Raw genomic sequence first — 17,981 nt, forward strand, 5'->3', positions numbered from 1 at the left:
GTTGATTAGAGAGTAACGGATCGGGTAAGGGATACGTTCAACATGTGATTACTAATGTTGACGCACCTCCTTTCCTGATGCTTACACTTTATCATATTAGGGGAGCAATAACCAGTGTTTTGTAAAAATAAATATTCAAGCCTGTAAAATGGAGAAATCAATCAGGAGGGGTAATGGATTACCATACTCATTTTAATCATCCCGCTGCCGGAATTGTGATAAGCGTGGGTTTTGTCCGCCCGAAAACGTATGGAGTCCCCGCTCTTCACTGTAAACTCCTCATTACTAATTCGAATGGTCAGTTCGCCGTCAAATACGGTGATAAACTCCTCTGTTCCTTGTCTATGAGGCTCTGAAGCCAGGAACCCTCCCTCGTCAATTCCAATCGAGTATATTTCGAAACTTCGCCCGTCCTCAAACGGAAAGAACGGGTAAATCCGATATTTTCCTTGATCCTCCTGTAAGGGCCGGATATGCTCTTTGTTCACAATGATCGTTTCCGGCTGCGGCTCATGAATCAGGGAAGTAAACGATATTTTTAACCCGTTGGCAATTTTCCACACCGTGCTGATCGAAGGATTCGATTCTCCGCGTTCGATTTGTCCCAGCATCGTTTTGCTGATGCCTGTCAGCTCAGCAACCTTGTCAAGACTCAGTTTTCTGCTGTCCCGCAGGCTTTTCAGGTTTCTGGCGAGTATAAAATTGATGGTTTCCAGAGCGATCACATCCTTATCATTGTGCTTTATAGCGTATATAATGTATAATCATAACGATCATTTGTTATGACGTACATATATTCAATTATAGCGTACAAAGGGGTGTCGATATGCTGTTGTTTTCTTTTTTGCTGTATGTATTTGTGACTTCATTTACGCCTGGGCCCAACAACATTATTTCCATGTCCAATGCCAGCAGCTTTGGCTTGAAAGCAACCTTTCGCTTTATTTTCGGTGTAACGGTCGGCTTTTTCCTCCTGATGCTGCTGTGCAGCTATTTCAATCTCGTTTTGTACCAGCTTATACCCAAGATTAAACTGGCGCTGAGCATTTTGGGAAGCCTGTATATGCTCTGCCTTGCTTATAAAACCATTATGCCATCCGGGAAAAAGGAAGCAAATTATAATCAATCCAGCACGTTTATGACAGGTCTGATTTTACAATTTATCAATCCGAAAGGAATATTGTACGGCATAACGGTTGTGTCTGCTTTTATTATACCCTTTTATCAATCCGGTTGGGTCCTGACTCTGTTTTCACTGCTGCTTGCCCTGGTAGGATTTATGTCGACTTTGAGCTGGGCGTTTTTTGGGGCGATATTTCAAAAGTTTTTGTCCAGGCATGAGCGGGTATTCAACCTTTGTATGGGATTGCTACTGGTGTATTGCGCATTTTCAGTGTATATGTAAACGAGCCATAATCGAATATTGTTATACCCAAAATGACGTGGATATCGAAAACTGATGTCCATTTTTTTGTGTTTATACACACCCTGCTTACATGGCTTATTCGTTGGCGGAAGACCGGTTCTTGCCTCAGGTTATGAAGCCGGCTTTGATTACATATGAAATTTTATTACATAAAATTTATTTTATGTTGTAATTTTATTTCAGATCATGTAAACTGAGTGCAAATCACAGAGGAGATGGTAGCTGTTGTTGGATCATTTGAAAACAGAAACAAGGAACCAGCGCTCAATGGATCTGGACCAACTGTCAACATTATCGGTCTTGGAGCTTATGCAGGAGGAAGATGCAAAAGTATCATTGGCAATCCGAGAGAAGCTGCCTGAAATCGAACGAGTAACGTTACGCGTCATCGAGAGCTTCAAGCAGGGGGGGCGGCTCATTTATACGGGAGCCGGTACAAGCGGCCGCATGGGCATTTTGGATGCCGTTGAATGTGTTCCGACGTTTGGTACCGGCCCGGACATGGTGCAGGGGGTAATCGCCGGTGGCGACAAGGCCATTCGCTTTGCGGTGGAAGGCGCGGAGGATTCAGCGGAACAGGGAATGGAGGATCTGAAAAAGCTTGATTTAAGCGAGAAAGATATCGTTCTCGGTATTGCAGCGAGCGGGCGAACCCCTTATGTCATTGGCGGACTGCAATATGCGGCCAGGGTTGGAGCTGCCACAGCCAGCCTGGCATGCAATAAAGACGCTGAAGTCAGCAATTACGCCGAATACCCGATTGAAATTATAACCGGTCCGGAGGTGCTGACAGGGTCCACTCGTCTAAAAGCCGGAACGGCGCAAAAGATGGTGCTCAATATGATTTCAACGGCCGCCATGATTGGTATCGGCAAAACGTTCAGCAACCTCATGGTGGATGTTCAGCCAACCAACGAGAAACTGGTAGTCCGGGCTAAATCGATGATCAGAGAGATTACTGGATGCGATTTCGAAATCGCTTCCAAATATTATGAATTAAGCCGGCATCAAGTGAAGGTGGCCGTGATTATGCTGCTCGCGGGGCTGGATTATGAGGAAGCTCGGGGGAAACTGCAAGAGTCGGACGGCTTTATCCGGCGGGCCTTACAACAAAAGTAAAGGGGATATGACCATGGCAAAAGAGAAGGATTTGGCCTTAGGGATTCTGGATTCGATCGGCGGCATCCAAAACGTCGAAGTAATAACCCATTGTATGACGCGCGTCCGTCTTACCTTGCGGGATGTGGATGCCGCCGATATCGAGCGACTGAAAAAAGTGCCCGGCGTATTGGGCGTGGTTGTTGAATCTACCCTGCAAGTGATCGTGGGCCCGGGCACCGTTGGCAAGGTGGCGAATGAGATAGCTGATATCAGCGGAGTCGAGATGGGGGAGATCATCCCGCTGAATGTGTCGGCTTCGGCTGCGGACAGCGGACGGACTGACCATAAAGCGGAGGCTTCCAGAATAGCGGCTGAAAATAAAGAAAAATTTAAAAAACGGAATGATACGCCGATTAAAAATTTTCTGAAATCCATTTCCCACATCTTTATTCCATTAGTCCCCGCTTTTGTGGCTGCAGGGCTGCTGGCGGGAATCACCTCCGTTATTGCCAACTTTATCACGTCAGGCCATCTGAACGGAGAAGGCTGGCAGCAATTTAATCTGATCCTGAATGTGATCAAAAACGGCATCTTCTCCTATATGGCGATTTTCGTAGGGATCAACTCTGCCAGGGAATTTGGGGCAAGCCCGTCTCTGGGCGGTGTCATTGGCGGTGCCACACTGCTGACGGGAATGAAGCCGGAGCTGCCTATCATGAATCTGTTTACAGGCGAGCCGCTTATTGCCGGTCAAGGCGGGATTATTGGCGTTGTCCTGGCCGTGTGGATGTTATCCGTCATTGAGAAAAGATTGCATAAGATCATCCCCAATTCGATCGATCTGATCGTAACTTCCTTCCTTAGTGTGCTGCTAACCGGACTATTGACCATTTTTGTGATTATGCCCTTTGCGGGTTTTGTCGCAAGTAATCTGCTGATTGCCGTCAACTGGATTCTGAATGTAGGCGGTGCATTGTCCGGGTTCGTATTAGGCGGAATCTGGCTGGTCATGGTCATGCTGGGCATGCACCATATTATGACCCCCATTCATATTGAGTTGATCAATCAGACAGGTGTGACCGTACTGCTGCCGATTCTGGCGATGGGAGGAGCAGGGCAGGTAGGCGCTGCGCTTGCGCTTTGGATTCGCTGCTACAAAAACAAACCGCTGATCAATATCCTCAAGGGAGCCCTGCCGGTTGGTGTATTGGGCATCGGCGAACCGCTCATTTACGGCGTGACCCTTCCGCTTGGCAAGCCCTTTGTGACAGCATGTATTGGCGCCGGGTTCGGAGGAGCCGTGATCGGTTATTTCGGCAACGTCGGGGCCATCGCCATCGGAGCCTCCGGCATTGAAATGCTGCTGCTGATCGCGGACGGCAAATGGTGGATTTATTTGTTCGGCCTCGTAACGGCATACTTCTTCGGATTTTTGTGCACCTACCTATTCGGCGTGCCAAAGGAAGCAAGACAGCCTAAAGATGCGTAGTCGAAGCGAACTCATTTTGACCAAGGATAGGAAGGAACCAAAAAGGAGTGATTTAAAATGGGTGGCGTTCTTGTTTCGCTGACAGAGCAAAGCATCGACAGTACTTTGGAATATCTGTCCTTCATGCGGCAATACGGGTTTGATACGATTTTCACCTCTCTGCAAATCCCCGAGGAGGAGCCTGAGGAGCTGCTTGAACCATTAGGTCGGATCGGCGGATTCGCCAAAGAGCATCAGATGATGCTGATGGTGGATGTGTCTCCGAGAGCCTTCCGGAATTTCTCGCTGGATCAACTGAAAGAGCTGGGCGTTACGGGACTGAGAATCGATTATGGAATGGAAAATGACGAGATCGCCGCGCTTACTCATGATTGGCAGGTATCTCTCAACGCTAGCACGATTGACCCATCCTTTCTGGATGATCTCAGAAGACTTGGAGCCGACTTCAACGCTCTGGAGGCATGGCATAATTATTATCCCCGTCCGGAGACAGGTCTTGAATGGAGCACGTTCAAAGTACAAAACGAGTGGCTAAAATCGCAGGGGCTGAAGGTCGGAGCCTTCATTCCGGGGGACGGGCAGCTGCGGGGACCTTTATATGAAGGATTGCCTACCTTGGAGCAGCACCGGTATCAATCGCCGTTTGCCAGCTACCTGGAGCTGATTACCGAAGGGGCGGTGGACCTTGTAGTCATTGGAGATTTATCACTTAGCGAGTGGTCGATGTCGCAGTTTATTTCATGGCATGAGGGCACCGTGCTGCTCGGTGTCCGTGAGCAGCATCCGTCTCATGTGTGGGACGAAATCCATCATAACCGGCCGGATATCGCGCGCGACGTCATCCGCTCGGAGGATGCGCGAAGACATTTTAAAGGAAATATCCCGCCTGCCAATTGTGTAGAACGGCCGTCTGGAGCCTTGACCCTGGATAATGACCATTACAAACGTTATAAAGGAGAGTTTCAAATCGTACTGAATCCTTTGCCGCCTGATGATCGTGTAAACGTCATCGGATATGTCATTCAGGAGGATCTTCCTTTGCTGCAGTTTTTGCAAAAAGGGGCATATCCCTTCCGTTTTCTTGCCAGAGAATCGGATCGGGAATAATATAAAAGTATTGAGATAGCTTATAGATTAAATGGAGGCGTTGGTGTGGGTGTTGGTCAAATATTGTCACGAATTGAAAATGTGATGCCTAAATTGACGCAATCCGAGCAAAAGGTGGCGCGGTTTGTCCTGTCTGCTCCGGAAGAAGTCGTATTTATGTCGGTGCACGAGATGGCGGATCGCTCCCTTTCCAGCAGCGCCTCCGTTGTCCGCTTTTGCCGCTCCATGGGCTTGAAAGGTTTTCCGGAATTAAAAGTGGCGCTATCGGCCGACCTGGCCAATGACCAGAAGTCCGGTTATTATGATTTGAACAAGAACGACAGCTCGGCCAATCTGGTCGATAAAATTCTTTCCAATGCGGTGCAGTCCCTGAGAGACACGGTGGGCCTGCTGGATATCGAAATGATAGAGAAGGCGGCACAAAGCCTGTACAACGCTCCGGCGATTTTCGCCTACGGCGTGGGCGCTTCGGCTTTGGTGGCGGAGGACATTGCGCAAAAATGGCTGCGCTTGGGAAAAAACGCTTACGCTCTGTCGGATGTGCATGTTCTGACAATGAGCATGGCGAACGCGCCCAAGGGCAGCGTTTTTATAGGGATATCGTACAGCGCGGCTACCAAGGAAGTATTACAATTGATGAAGTTTGCCAATAAAACGGGACTGGTGACGATCAGCTTTACCGGATTCGGAAGAAGCGAGCTTTCGGAAATCAGCGACTTTAGCCTGTATACTTCCCTTGCCCCGGAAGCGAAAGTCAGAAGCGCGGCGACCAGCTCCAAACACAGCCAATTTTTCATTGTCGACGTACTGTATTACGTTTGTGCTTCAATGGATATCGAGAACTCGCTCGACAAAATCCAAAAGACCAGGGATGCGATCCAGGATTTGAAACAGATCGAGTCGAATGAATAAAACGATCATCCCCGCATGAAAAAACCGCTGACCCCTTCAGCGGTTTTTTTTACCATACTGACCATTTTGCTAATCCTGGCATACTTTTACCAATCTTTTTGCTTAATGTTCAACTGTTGATTCTTTTTCTACCTCTTTTACCGCCTGAAAAAGAATCCGGACCAGATCGTCCCAATCTTCTTCATCAATACACGGAACAGCGAGACGAAGATCCGTATCATTAAGCGCAATCGTTCCCACCTGATAATGATCCAGCAGATGACGGCGCAGTTGCTCGGCCTGGACGGTTTTTAGACGAAGACAGAGAAAGTAACCTGAATTAAAAGGATACAAACTCCAGGCAGCTTCATATTGAGGAAGTTGAATTGCCGCCTTGGCACGACGCGCACGATGCTGAATAATGTCTTTTTTATTTTGCTTCTGTTCGGCGTAATGAGGGGACTGCAGCGCCCGCAGCACAAAGGTCTGGGAAGGATGCGGACCACTGGAGATGCTGGCCCGGATCAAACCGCTGACCTTTTGTTCCAGCACTTCCACCGCCGCCTGTTCTTCAGTTGCAAAAGTCAAAAAGCCTACACGCAGACCGGTTGCGTAGTCCTCTTTGGTGGCTCCGTCTACCCGGACCGGCAGAATGGAAGGGTGAATATGTACCAGTCGGGCAAATAGTGATTCCTGCAGTGTGTCCTTTTCATACCACAGGCCGAAATAGGCGTCATCCACCAGCGCTACAATTTGAAGGCCCTGGTCTGCAGCTTCAAGCAGAACCTCTGCAATAGCTTCTCCTTCTGCAGGAGAAGGCATATAACCTGTAGGATTGTTAGGGAAATTCAGTACTACGATAGCTTTTGCGCCAGGCTGTTCCGCAGCCAGCGCCTTCCGCAGCCCATCCAGGTTATAACTGCCGTCTACATTGTAGAACGGATAGCTGACCATCCGGCTTTTACGCCTTACACCAAAGGTAATTTCGTAATTTTCCCATATTTTATCAGGTGTGATGACCGCATCGTTCTCATCTGCCAGCAAATCGGCAATGAGACTTAAACCGTGTGTTAGTCCTGTAGTTACAATAGGCAGGCCGATATTTTTATCGGCCAGAGAAGGGTTTTCCGAACGGACCTTTTCAAGCCATAAACGTCGTAATTCAGGTTTACCGGCAGTAGGGGCGTATTCATAAATGTCTTTGGGGTCATAAGCGGACAGCGTATCCTGAATGATTGCCAGGTGCATAGCCTGCCCGTTTTCCACAGCCGTTCCCAGTGTTGCATTGTAGCGGGTGGCACGCCGTTTCGCCTCACCGGATTGGCTTAAAATGCCTTCCCGGATATAATAAATATCTTTACCTAATTCGGACAGCATAGAATATATTGCAGGTGCTGCCTGCTCCAATTGATGATTTTGCGCTTGTGCCAGCTGGTGCATATTGATCTACCTCCATCATTTCTCGAAATTTTCACTTCATTAATCAAGTACTCCGAACCTTGGAATATCACTCTTTTATGCCGCTTGAAGTGACTCCAGTCACAAAGAAACGCTGCAGAGGCAATATAGCCAGGGCTGGTATAAGAATAGCAATGACCGAAGCGGCGAACAGTTCATTCCAGTAGGTTCCGAATTCCGTTGTAAAATCGCTTAATGCTACCTGAATCACCTTATATTGCGGAGAGCGGGTAATCAGGAGGGGCCACATGAAGCTCTCCCATTGATTAATAAAAACCATCAGTCCCGCACTGAGAGTAACCGGCTTGCATAAAGGCATAATGATGCTTCTGTAAATCCGAAAGGGGCCGGCTCCATCGATCCGGGCCGCTTCCACCAGGGAATGCGAAATATCGAGAAAGAACTGCCGGTATAAGAAAATAACCAGTCCATTTGCGAGTCCGGGGACGACGATTCCCGTGTAACTGTCTACCCAGCCTAATTTCTGCACCAGGTTATATAAAGGAATAGCCGTCACTTCAAAAGGAACCATAAAAGCAATCAGTACAATTCCGAACAAGAGGTTCTGCCCTCTAAACCGGTAAAAGGCGAACGCAAAAGCGGCTAATGAACCGATCAATAATCCCCCGGCAACTTCCAATGCTCCGGTAAAGAAGGAATTAAACAGAATTCTGCCAAATCCCCGGTCCGTAAATAAAGTAACATAGGCTTCCGTATTCCAATTCAGCGGCAGGAAAGTCTGCCACGTAACCGGCGAAATATATTTATACACATCCTCCAGGGAGCGAAATGAGGAAGCAAATACAAATCCCAGTGGAAGCAGGACGATCAAGGCAGCCAGTATATGAATGGCATACAGCAGCGGCATACGGGCCCCATACTTTAGGTTCATCACTTTCCCTCCTGTCAGTTCCCCGTACGCAACCACTTTAATTGCAGGGTGATAATAAGCATTGTCAGTATAATCAGCAGCACCACAATCGCAGAAGCCCGGCCGGGATCTGAATACAAAAAGGCACTGTTAAAGCTCTCCAGCATAAGTGTATTGGTACTGTGCTCCGGTCCTCCCTGGGTCAGAATGTACATGGGCGAAAACGAGAAAAAGTGGTGACTGGTAACGGCGACCGCAACAAAGGCAATCGGACGACGCAGCAGAGGTATCGTAATATGACGGAATTGCGCCCACCGGTTTGCCCCGTCGATCGAAGCCGCTTCATATAAGGCGGCAGGAACTTCCTGCAGACCGGCGAGTAAAAAGAGAGCCCAATAACCTACACTTTTCCAGACGACGATGCTGATCATCGATGCCAGCGACTGGTGAACCGAAGATAAAAATGGCTGCTGCTGCAGACCAAGACTGCCCAGTATTGAATTCACTACTCCCTGTTCCGGACTGAGCATGATTCCCCAAATTACGCAAGCGGTCGGAATGGATATCGCCACCGGAATGAAATGAATCGTTCTGAACAGGGCCCGGCCTTTAATGCTGCTTTGCAATAAAAGCGATAATGCCAGCGCCAGTACAATAATGATCGGGTCGATCAGCACATTGTACAGCAGTGTAACTTTAAGTGACTGCCAGAAAACAGGGTCCTGAAACAGCGTTATATAATTTTCGGCGGCTACGAACAGCTTCTCCCGGGTCAGGAAATCCGTCCGGAACAGGCTGTCCCAGACTGCTGCCAGCAGCGGGTACAGCTTGAACAATGACAATCCGGCCAATGCAGGCAACAAGAATAAATAAGGCGCAGATTTGCCCTGCTTCATGATTCATCACTCCTTTGCAGAGAGCAATGCCGGCTGTTGCTCCGGCATTGCCCTGGGACCCGCAGATACAGTTATTTGTTGCCTACAGAACTGTATTTGCGAAGCTGGCTATCGATCAATGAGGCTGCCGAATCGAGCGCCTGCCTAGGATCGGTGCCGTTCTTAATATCTTCCGCCGCTTTGTTGAAATTGCTTTCCCATTCCAGATACCCCGGGGTGGATGGACGGTTCACGGCTGTCGTGGCAGCTTCGGAAGCAGCCAGACGAATAACACTGCCCGGCAAATCATCATAACTGCTGTCTGTCTGCACATGTTCCAGGAGCGACCGTAGTGCCGGCACCTGTCCGCTATTCTCGAACAGAATTTCGGCTCCTTCTCCCTGAGTAACGTATTTAACGAATTCCGCCGCTTCTTCCTTATGAGTAGAATAGCTGGAGATACCGAGGTTAAGGCTTCCTGTCGGCGTTGCCGTCTCCCCTCCTTCAAAATATGGATGCGGCGCAATGCCATAATGAATACCGGATTCTTCAATCTTGTTCAGATTGGCGGTATTGGACAGGAACATGGCGACTTTGCCGGAGGTGAAATAATCCGGCGCTTCCTCACGTTTGATTTTTGGACTTACTTTCCAGACATTGAACAGATTGTAGTAGTATGTCAGCGCATCAATGCTTTCTTGGGAATTGGTATATCCCGTGGATACAAGGCCGGTTGAATCCAGCACCTGCGCTCCCTTGCTTTGCAGCAGCGGCAGCAACTGATAGGCCCGTCCAATCTGATCAAAACTGAACCCGTACACGTTATCCCGGGTCAACTTGCGGGCCAGAACGGTTGCCTGCTCCCAGGTCATCCGATCCTTTGTATCTGCTGAAGGGTAGTCAATCCCGGCCTGCTCGAACAGGTCCTTGTTGTAAAAGAGTACGACACCGGAGGTGTTCATCGGTACGGACATCAAATGTCCCTGATAGCTTCCCGATTCGACGGCCGATTCCGTCCAATTCGCTTTTTCCTCCTGGCTGAACCACTGGTCAAGGGGTTCGAGATAGCCTTTGACTGTATAATTGGCCGTCAAAGGCACGTCCACGGTCACGACATCCAGATCTGTTGCTCCTGCAGCCAGTTTGACCTCATTGCTTTCCGTTAACTTGGTATACGGATTGTATTGCACATCTACTTTAATTTCCGGATGTTCTTTTTCAAAAGCTGCAATTACGGGAGTTAATGATTTTTCCCAGTTGGAATGGGTAATAAAATGAATCTCTGTTACTTCAGCAGAGGCCATGCCGGAGGATGCTTCCTGCCCGTTCGAGCAGGCCGTAAACGCCAGAGCACCGGCTGTAACAAGCGATAGTATGGATAATTTTTTCATCTTCTCTCCCCCTGATGTAAAACTTATATAACTTATCAATTTACTAAGAATTAAACGTATGATAACATGTTAGCAATTCATTAGTGAAATATATAAATATTATTATCATCATAACTTCGAGGAATGGTGATGGAACAGGAGACCGGGGTGGATCTGCGCAAACTGGAACACTTTATGGAAGTCGCCGTGACGGGAAGCTTTACCAAAGCTTCACAGAAGCTGCATATCGCTCAGCCTGCCATCAGTAAATCGATCCAGAAGCTGGAGGAGGAACTGGAGTTGATTTTGTTCGACCGCTCGGAGAAATCTGCTCAGTTGACGTCCGAAGGCAAAGTGCTGTTGAAGCATGCTGTTGAAATTATGGACAAGATGAAAGCCACTCATCAGGAGATGAGGGAGTTAAAAGGACTTCAGAGCGGTGAGATACAGATTGGTCTTCCCTCCATGTTCAGCAGCGGATATTTTCCGCCGATCATCAAGGCGTTTAAAAAGAAATATCCGAGAGTACGCATCAATGTTACGGAAGAAGGAACCATGGAGATCCGTTCCCTGATTGAACAAAAGGAAGTCGATCTGGGAATTATCAGCTATCAGCCCGCTGAATTAGAAGCTGTTGCTTCTTCAATGCAGATTGAACCGCTGCTGATAGATGAGCTGGTAGCCTGTATGCCTATAGACCATCCGCTGGCAGAGCGATCTTCGGTTACATTATCCGAGCTTCTGCATGAACCTCTCGTGTTATTCAAAAAGGGGTATTACCAGCGCAAGCTGCTGGAGGAAGCCAGTAATTACTCAGGCATTCCGCTCCATATTACATTTACTTCTAATCAGTTGTCGCTTATTCGTTCACTGGTTATCGAAGGACTGGGCATTACGCTCTTCCTGCGTATGGTCACCCATGCCGATAAGCGGGTTCGTTCCATTCCGCTGAACCCACCCGTGTATATTCACCTCGGTATAGGACACAAAAAAGATACTTATATATCCATTGCCAGCCGAGCTTTTATTGATTTTATGAAACAGTACCTGCAAAATAAAGGAGATCATAATGGCGAATCCGATTCTTACTGAGGCTACTGCCCCTGTACAGCGTCTTCTGATTGATGTGGATACAGGAACCGATGATGCATTGGCACTTATTTACGCATTACAACAGAAAAACACTGAAATGATCGGAATTACAACAGGAACCGGCAATACAAGCGCTAAACAAGCGACTGTAAACACCCTCCGTCTGCTGCAGATGATGAACGCAACCGGCATTCCGGTAATTAAGGGCGCTCATCAACCGTTGCGACGGGAATGGTTAGGGCCTAAGACCGATTTTCATGGGCAGGATGGACTTGGCGATTATCCATGGGGAGATGAATCTTCAAACTCTTTTGAGGCTGCAGCTGATAACTCTGAAAATGATCAGGCGGCACATTTTATAGTACAGCAGGTTAATCGATACCCGGGAGAGCTTACTTTCGTATCCCTGGGCAGATTAACCAACCTGGCTCTGGCATTTCAGTTGGACCCGTCACTGGAGCGAAAAATCCGGGAAGTGGTCCTGATGGGCGGCGCTTATGCCGTGCCGGGCAACATCCGGCCTACAGCTGAAACCAATATTTATAATGATCCGGAAGCAGCAGAGCAAATATTCAGTTCTTCTGTTCCGCTTACTATGGTAGGACTGGATGTAACTACAAAAGCATTGTTCACTCCTTTGCATATGAGCGTTTGGGAAGATAGGATTTCATCTCGTTCGGCTCCGGTGATCAAACTGATTCGCCATTTATTTCAATTCCGTATGGGGGCTTATCAGCGTAAAAAAGATATTTTTGCCTCTCCACTGCATGATCCTTTAGCTGTCGCTATTGCACTGGATCCTGAGCTTGCGGTTACGAAACGGATTCCCTTATACGTAGAGCTTGAGCAGGAGCACAATCTGGGTGCCACACTGCCGCTTCAGGCCGATACTGAAAAATCATCCCAGAGGCGGCCGGTTAAGGTATGCGTGGATGTGAATGCAGAGAAATTTATTCAACGCTTCATTTATAGTCTGAGCCACTTCCCAATCTAGATTAATTTTTCGGCCCCTTTACATACAAATAAGACCATTTTATAATTAAGAAAACGTCTATCGACGTATCTTCACAGAAAACAGACCGCATTTAGCGGAAGTTTTTCTTGCGATTTGTACACAAACGAATTACCGGGGTATAGCGCAGCCTGGTAGCGCGCACCCTTGGGGTGGGTGAGGTCGTGGGTTCGAATCCCGCTACTCCGATATGTTATTTGATGATGTCCTGCTGACGCATACGGCGCGGCGGGACATTTTCATTCCAGCCGCTCCTTTTTTGGAAATACATAGAGAAAGAAGGTATACGATGCTCCGCCGATTTTTCAGCTATTATCTGCCTTACCGGCCGCTCTTTATTCTGGATTTCACATGTGCCGTATTTGCCGCGCTGCTGGAGCTGGGTTTTCCGCTTGCGGTCAATTATGTCGTGGATAAACTGCTTCCACTGGGAGAGTTGGGGTCCATTCTGCTGGCCTGCCTGGGACTGCTGGGCATTTATGCGTTAAATACAGCGATGCAATATATTGTGAACTATTGGGGGCACATGCTTGGTGTCAATATCGAGACAGATATGCGCCGCAGGCTGTTTGAACATATGCAGAAGCTGTCCTTCCGTTTCTTCGATAACAACAAGACCGGTACGCTGATGTCGCGGATTACGAATGATCTGATGGAAATCGGCGAAATGGCGCACCATGGCCCCGAGGATTTGTTTATTGCGATTATGACGCTGCTTGGTGCCTTCACGCTGATGTCGTTTATTCACCTGGAGCTGGCGCTCCTGATCTTCGCGGTGATTCCACTGCTGATCTGGCTGTCGATCTATTTCAATAAAAAAATGACGCGCGCGTTTGACGGCATGTACAGCAGCATGGGCGAATTCAATTCCAGGGTGGAAAATACGATCGGCGGCATCCGTGTCGTACAGGCGTTCTCGAATGAAGAGTTTGAAAAGCAAAGATTCAATCATGACAACGGCCGCTTCCGCGCGGCCAAGCTGACGGCCTATAAAATCATGTCCAAGGGCTTGTCCATGAGCTATATGCTGACCCGGTTTGTATCCCTCTTCGTCTTGATCAGCGGTGCTTATTACGTAATTCAGGGAGAGCTCAGCTATGGCGAATTTGTCGGCTTTATCCTGCTGTCCAACGTATTTTTCCGTCCTATCGATAAAATCAACGCCATTATCGAGAGCTATCCGAAAGGGATAGCCGGTTTTAAGCGCTACTCAGCGCTGATGGACATGGAGCCGGAGGTGGCGGATTTTCCTGGGGCCGTGGAGGTGGAAGGCCTGAAAGGGGATATCCGCTATCGCGGAGTGAGCTTTGGATATGGGGAAAAGGAGAAGGTTCTGCAGGATATCAATCTTGATATCCGTGCCGGTGAGACCGTTGCATTTGTAGGTCCGTCCGGTTCGGGGAAAACGACGATCTGCAGCCTGCTGCCCCGTTTCTATGACGCCGACAGCGGCGCTATCACTGTGGACGGGATGGACATCCGGCAGATGACCCTGTCCTCGCTGCGCCGCCAGATCGGTATCGTGCAGCAGGATGTATTCCTGTTCTCCGGCACCATCCGTGAAAATATCGGCTACGGCAAGCTGGATGCCAGCGACGAGGAAATTTGGGAAGCGGCGCGCAGAGCTCAGCTCGTGGAGTTTATCCGCTCCCAGCCTGATGGAATGGATACGGTCATCGGCGAACGGGGTGTGAAGCTGTCGGGCGGACAGAAGCAAAGGCTGGCCATTGCGCGCATGTTTTTGAAAAATCCGCCCATCCTCATTCTGGACGAGGCTACCTCGGCGCTGGATACGGAAACGGAGGCCGCAATCCAGCAGTCTCTGGCGGAATTGTCCCAAGGCAGGACAACACTGGTCATTGCTCACAGGCTGGCGACCATCAAAAATGCGGACCGGATCATTGTTGTCACCGAGCAAGGGGTTACCGAGCAGGGCAGACATGACGAATTGATCGCATCCGGCGGTGTTTACAGCCGCTTGCATGCCGCCCAGTTCGGCTCCTGATCATGCCATTTGAACAACCTCTTATAGAATGAAAAGGCCAATCCGCCGGATAACAGATGGATTGGCCTTTTAAAGTTTTGTTTATTATAATGGGAGATGGCCTGATTCATATCAAATTTGCATTAATATGTTGAAAAATAGGAAATGTTATCGGAGTGCAAAATTTTATACAATGGTGACTGGGAAGGAAAGCGCTTATAAAAATGATAGGCTGGCATGCATTCCGTTTCGGAAAAATGCCGGGCACACGCATTCATCTTTCCTCTTAAACTCAAGAATGAACTCTGTGAAATGGATGATGGACGGAGTTTTGTAATAGGTTGGAAATGAGCAATCAAATTTAAAGACCGATTCCGTCCAGCGATGAATCCCAAAACATGACGAAGGGAACGAGATGACGATGGCAGACAGTGACAGACAAGTGCCATGGCAGACGTATTACGGACCGAACCTGGGGTATGTGCAGGAACAGTATGAAAATTTCATCAAGGATCCGGCTTCCGTGGATCCGACGTACCGGCAGCTTTTTGAACAGTGGGGTGAACCTCCTCAATCGGAGGGGAGCGGTGTTCCCGTAATTTCCGAAACTCAGGGGGGGACTACGCTTATTCGGCCGGCAGCCGATGCAGGCCTATTGCAGAAAGCGGTTACAGCAGGCAAGCTGGTCTCGAACATTCGCTCTTACGGCCATCTCGCAGCCGACATTGACCCGTTAGGATTAAGCCCGAAGGCGGACACCGGATTGCTTGAACCGGAGTTTTACGGGCTGACCGAGCAGGATTTGAAGGCTTTTCCAGCTTCTTTGATTTGGGACGCTGCTCCTCAGGATGCCCTCAACGGATGGGATGCCGTTCAAAAGCTGCGTGAAGCCTATACAGGGCCGCTGGCGTTTGAATTCACCCATATCCATGATGAGAAGGAAAGGGACTGGCTGAATCGCAAGGCGGAATCGGGCTGGAATGCAGAGCCTTTAAACGCGGAGGAGCGCAAGGCGCTGCTCGGCAGACTGGTTGAAGTGGAGCAGTTTGAGGAATTTTTGCATAAAACCTTCGTCGGACAAAAGCGCTTCTCGATCGAAGGAAATGACGCGCTTGTGCCCCTGATTGACGAGGTGGTGCACAGTGTTATCGAGGCTGGAGCAAGCCATGTCCTGATGGGGATGGCCCACAGAGGACGGCTGAATGTGCTGGCTCATGTGCTGGGCAAGCCGTACAGCAAAGTCTTTGCCGAGTTCCACCATTCCCCGAACAAGGATCTGATTCCGTCCGAAGGCTCGACCGGCATTAATTACGGATGGACAGGGGACGTGAAATACCATCTGGGAGCCGACAGATATGTGAAAGAAGGAGAAGCTGTCCGTGCGCGTCTGACTCTGGCGAACAACCCGAGCCATCTGGAATATGTGAATCCGGTGGTGCAGGGCTTTGCACGTGCAGCGCAGGAGGACCGCAGCGTGCCTGGGTATCCGATACAGGATGTCAACAAGGCTGCAACCATCGTTATGCATGGCGACGCGGCTTTTCCAGGGGAAGGAATTGTTGCGGAAACACTGAACTTTAAAGGCTTGAGAGGATTCAGCAACGGCGGAACCATTCATATCATTGTAAACAACAGACTCGGCTTTACGACGGACAGCAGCGATTCCAGATCGACTCATTATGCAAGCGATCTGGCCAAGGGCTTCGAAATTCCGATCATCCATGTGAATGCGGATAATCCGGAGGCCTGCATCGCTGCAGCGCGTATTGCTGCCGAATACCGGAATATATTCAAGAAGGATTTCCTGATTGATCTGATCGGTTACCGCCGCTACGGCCATAACGAGACAGATGATCCGGAGACCACTCAACCGCTCGTTTACCGCAAGGTGAAGCAGCATCCAACAGCAAGCAATCTCTACAATAAATATCTGGTGGAGCAAAGCGTAGTGGATGCATCCTACCGCAGCGGTCTGGTGGAAGAAGTGCAGACCCGGCTGAAGGCGGCGCATGAAGAAGCGAAGAATCATCCGAAGGAAGAGCCAGCGGAAGACAAGCGTAGTGCCAAAAGTAATAAGCTTAAGCTTCAGACTGGTGTTCCGGCAGCCCAGCTGCAGGAAATAAACGAAGCTTTGCTGAAATGGCCGGCCAATTTCCGGGTGTATCCGAAGCTCTCCAAGATTCTGCAGCGCCGGAAAAGCGCCTTTAATGCAGGCGAGAAAATCGACTGGAGCCTTGCGGAGACGTTGGCTTTCGCCAGCATTCTGGCCGACGGCAAGCCGATCCGCATGACAGGCCAGGACGCGGAGCGGGCTACTTTCGCACACCGCAACCTTGTGCTGCATGATCCGGAGACCGGGGATATGTTCTGTCCGCTGCACGCGCTGCCGCAGGCCAAAGCTTCCTTCGCGATCTACAACAGTCCGCTGTCGGAAGCGGGAGTGCTCGGCTTTGAATACGGCTATAACGTTTACTCACCGGAGACGATGGTCATCTGGGAGGCGCAATTCGGGGACTTTGCCAACTGTGCGCAGGTCATTTTCGATCAGTTTATTTCCGCAGGGCAGGCCAAATGGAGACAAAAGTCCAGCCTCGTGATGCTTCTCCCGCATGCTGCTGAAGGGCAAGGGCCAGAGCATACGAGCGCCCGTCTGGAGCGCTTCCTGCAGCTGGCAGCGGATGACAACTGGACCGTAGCCAACCTGTCCAGCGCAGCCCAGTATTTCCATCTGCTGCGCAGCCAGGCGGCTATTGGCGGTACGGAGCAGGCGCGGCCGCTCGTACTGATGTCGCCGAAGAGCCTGATCCGCAACAACCGTGTCGCTTCGCCGGCTGCCGAGCTCAGCGAAGGCTCGTTCCGCCCGATCCTGGAACAGCCAGGGCTGGGAGGACGTGCCGACCGTGTAGAACGCATCGTTCTGTGCAGCGGCAAAATTGCTATCGACCTGGAAGAAGCGCTGGAGAAGGAAGGCGGCGAGGAGCTTGACTGGCTCCATATTATCCGTGTGGAGCAGCTGTATCCTTTCCCAGAGCAGGAAATCCAGCATGTGCTGAAACGGTTTGGCAAGGTGAAGGAGCTGCTGTGGGTGCAGGAGGAGCCGAAAAATATGGGCGCCTGGACTTACATGGAGCCCCGTCTGCGGGCCGTGGCTCCTAAGGGGGCTGTGGTGAACTACCAGGGCAGACCGGAGCGTTCAAGCCCTGCGAGCGGTTATCAGCACGTACACGCGATGGAGCAGCAGAACATTATTCAGTCAGCTCTGAAGAAAATATCGAACAAAACCAATATTCCACTGGGGAGGTAGC

The 17,981-nt window shown here is 49.6% G+C and carries 14 protein-coding genes and 1 tRNA gene; 10 read left to right on the plus strand and 5 right to left on the minus strand.

Annotated elements, in window-relative coordinates; translation table 11 throughout:
* Positions 1 to 161: 161 nt before the first annotated feature.
* Positions 162 to 716: a helix-turn-helix domain-containing protein gene (locus ACI1P2_RS03055; protein WP_355316911.1), complete on the minus strand. Its 555-nt coding sequence runs from the start codon at positions 714 to 716 to the stop codon at positions 162 to 164.
* 110 nt (positions 717 to 826) lie between these two features.
* Between ACI1P2_RS03055 and ACI1P2_RS03060 the strand changes: the two genes are divergently transcribed.
* The 5 genes from ACI1P2_RS03060 to ACI1P2_RS03080 all read left to right on the plus strand — a co-directional run bounded on the left by ACI1P2_RS03060 (position 827) and on the right by ACI1P2_RS03080 (position 6,035).
* On the plus strand, positions 827 to 1,405 hold the full coding sequence (locus ACI1P2_RS03060; protein ID WP_355316715.1) for a LysE family transporter: 579 nt from the start codon (positions 827 to 829) through the stop codon (positions 1,403 to 1,405).
* 246 nt (positions 1,406 to 1,651) lie between these two features.
* Positions 1,652 to 2,545, plus strand: coding sequence for an N-acetylmuramic acid 6-phosphate etherase (gene murQ / locus ACI1P2_RS03065; RefSeq protein ID WP_355316717.1), 894 nt, complete (start codon positions 1,652 to 1,654; stop codon positions 2,543 to 2,545).
* A gap of 13 nt (positions 2,546 to 2,558) precedes the next feature.
* Positions 2,559 to 4,016, plus strand: coding sequence for a PTS transporter subunit EIIC (locus ACI1P2_RS03070; RefSeq protein ID WP_355316719.1), 1,458 nt, complete (start codon positions 2,559 to 2,561; stop codon positions 4,014 to 4,016).
* 57 nt (positions 4,017 to 4,073) lie between these two features.
* Entirely contained in the window at positions 4,074 to 5,123 is a 1,050-nt protein-coding gene (locus ACI1P2_RS03075; RefSeq protein ID WP_355316721.1) for a DUF871 domain-containing protein, read from the plus strand.
* 45 nt (positions 5,124 to 5,168) lie between these two features.
* Entirely contained in the window at positions 5,169 to 6,035 is an 867-nt protein-coding gene (locus ACI1P2_RS03080; protein WP_355316723.1) for a MurR/RpiR family transcriptional regulator, read from the plus strand.
* Positions 6,036 to 6,137: 102 nt separating this feature from the next.
* Here the strand turns inward: ACI1P2_RS03080 and ACI1P2_RS03085 are convergent, their stop codons facing one another.
* From ACI1P2_RS03085 to ACI1P2_RS03100, 4 genes are all read right to left on the minus strand, one after another.
* Complete coding sequence (locus ACI1P2_RS03085; RefSeq protein ID WP_355316725.1) at positions 6,138 to 7,454, minus strand: aminotransferase class I/II-fold pyridoxal phosphate-dependent enzyme; 1,317 nt, start codon at positions 7,452 to 7,454, stop codon at positions 6,138 to 6,140.
* A 67-nt stretch (positions 7,455 to 7,521) separates the two neighbouring features.
* Positions 7,522 to 8,364, minus strand: coding sequence for a carbohydrate ABC transporter permease (locus ACI1P2_RS03090; RefSeq protein ID WP_355316727.1), 843 nt, complete (start codon positions 8,362 to 8,364; stop codon positions 7,522 to 7,524).
* Between the two features lie 14 nt (positions 8,365 to 8,378).
* Complete coding sequence (locus ACI1P2_RS03095) at positions 8,379 to 9,239, minus strand: carbohydrate ABC transporter permease (RefSeq protein ID WP_355316729.1); 861 nt, start codon at positions 9,237 to 9,239, stop codon at positions 8,379 to 8,381.
* A 71-nt stretch (positions 9,240 to 9,310) separates the two neighbouring features.
* On the minus strand, positions 9,311 to 10,609 hold the full coding sequence (locus ACI1P2_RS03100) for a sugar ABC transporter substrate-binding protein (RefSeq protein ID WP_355316731.1): 1,299 nt from the start codon (positions 10,607 to 10,609) through the stop codon (positions 9,311 to 9,313).
* A gap of 147 nt (positions 10,610 to 10,756) precedes the next feature.
* Between ACI1P2_RS03100 and ACI1P2_RS03105 the strand changes: the two genes are divergently transcribed.
* From ACI1P2_RS03105 to ACI1P2_RS03125, 5 genes are all read left to right on the plus strand, one after another.
* Positions 10,757 to 11,680: a LysR family transcriptional regulator gene (locus ACI1P2_RS03105; protein ID WP_408976119.1), complete on the plus strand. Its 924-nt coding sequence runs from the start codon at positions 10,757 to 10,759 to the stop codon at positions 11,678 to 11,680.
* Positions 11,658 to 12,674, plus strand: coding sequence for a nucleoside hydrolase (locus ACI1P2_RS03110; RefSeq protein ID WP_355316734.1), 1,017 nt, complete (start codon positions 11,658 to 11,660; stop codon positions 12,672 to 12,674). The genes ACI1P2_RS03105 and ACI1P2_RS03110 overlap by 23 nt, the downstream gene beginning before the upstream one ends.
* 133 nt (positions 12,675 to 12,807) lie before the next feature.
* A tRNA-Pro gene (locus tag ACI1P2_RS03115) sits at positions 12,808 to 12,881 on the plus strand.
* A 100-nt stretch (positions 12,882 to 12,981) separates the two neighbouring features.
* Positions 12,982 to 14,697, plus strand: coding sequence for an ABC transporter ATP-binding protein (locus ACI1P2_RS03120; protein WP_355316913.1), 1,716 nt, complete (start codon positions 12,982 to 12,984; stop codon positions 14,695 to 14,697).
* A gap of 394 nt (positions 14,698 to 15,091) precedes the next feature.
* Positions 15,092 to 17,980 (plus strand): 2-oxoglutarate dehydrogenase E1 component, encoded by a 2,889-nt coding sequence (locus ACI1P2_RS03125; RefSeq protein ID WP_355316735.1) that lies wholly within the window; start codon positions 15,092 to 15,094, stop codon positions 17,978 to 17,980.
* Position 17,981 lies beyond the last annotated feature (1 nt).

Origin of the sequence: Paenibacillus jiangxiensis (genome assembly GCF_046098255.1) — a bacterium.
Classification (GTDB): domain Bacteria; phylum Bacillota; class Bacilli; order Paenibacillales; family Paenibacillaceae; genus Paenibacillus; species Paenibacillus jiagnxiensis.

Coding starts and splice junctions, on each gene's coding strand:
- ACI1P2_RS03060 (WP_355316715.1), top strand. CDS start 827: ATGCTGTTGTTTTCTTTTTTGCTGTATGTATTTGTGACTTCATTTACG.
- ACI1P2_RS03070 (WP_355316719.1), top strand. CDS start 2,559: ATGGCAAAAGAGAAGGATTTGGCCTTAGGGATTCTGGATTCGATCGGC.
- ACI1P2_RS03075 (WP_355316721.1), top strand. CDS start 4,074: ATGGGTGGCGTTCTTGTTTCGCTGACAGAGCAAAGCATCGACAGTACT.
- ACI1P2_RS03085 (WP_355316725.1), bottom strand. CDS start 7,454: ATGCACCAGCTGGCACAAGCGCAAAATCATCAATTGGAGCAGGCAGCA.
- ACI1P2_RS03090 (WP_355316727.1), bottom strand. CDS start 8,364: ATGAACCTAAAGTATGGGGCCCGTATGCCGCTGCTGTATGCCATTCAT.
- ACI1P2_RS03095 (WP_355316729.1), bottom strand. CDS start 9,239: ATGAAGCAGGGCAAATCTGCGCCTTATTTATTCTTGTTGCCTGCATTG.
- ACI1P2_RS03100 (WP_355316731.1), bottom strand. CDS start 10,609: ATGAAAAAATTATCCATACTATCGCTTGTTACAGCCGGTGCTCTGGCG.
- ACI1P2_RS03110 (WP_355316734.1), top strand. CDS start 11,658: ATGGCGAATCCGATTCTTACTGAGGCTACTGCCCCTGTACAGCGTCTT.
- ACI1P2_RS03120 (WP_355316913.1), top strand. CDS start 12,982: ATGCTCCGCCGATTTTTCAGCTATTATCTGCCTTACCGGCCGCTCTTT.
- ACI1P2_RS03125 (WP_355316735.1), top strand. CDS start 15,092: ATGACGATGGCAGACAGTGACAGACAAGTGCCATGGCAGACGTATTAC.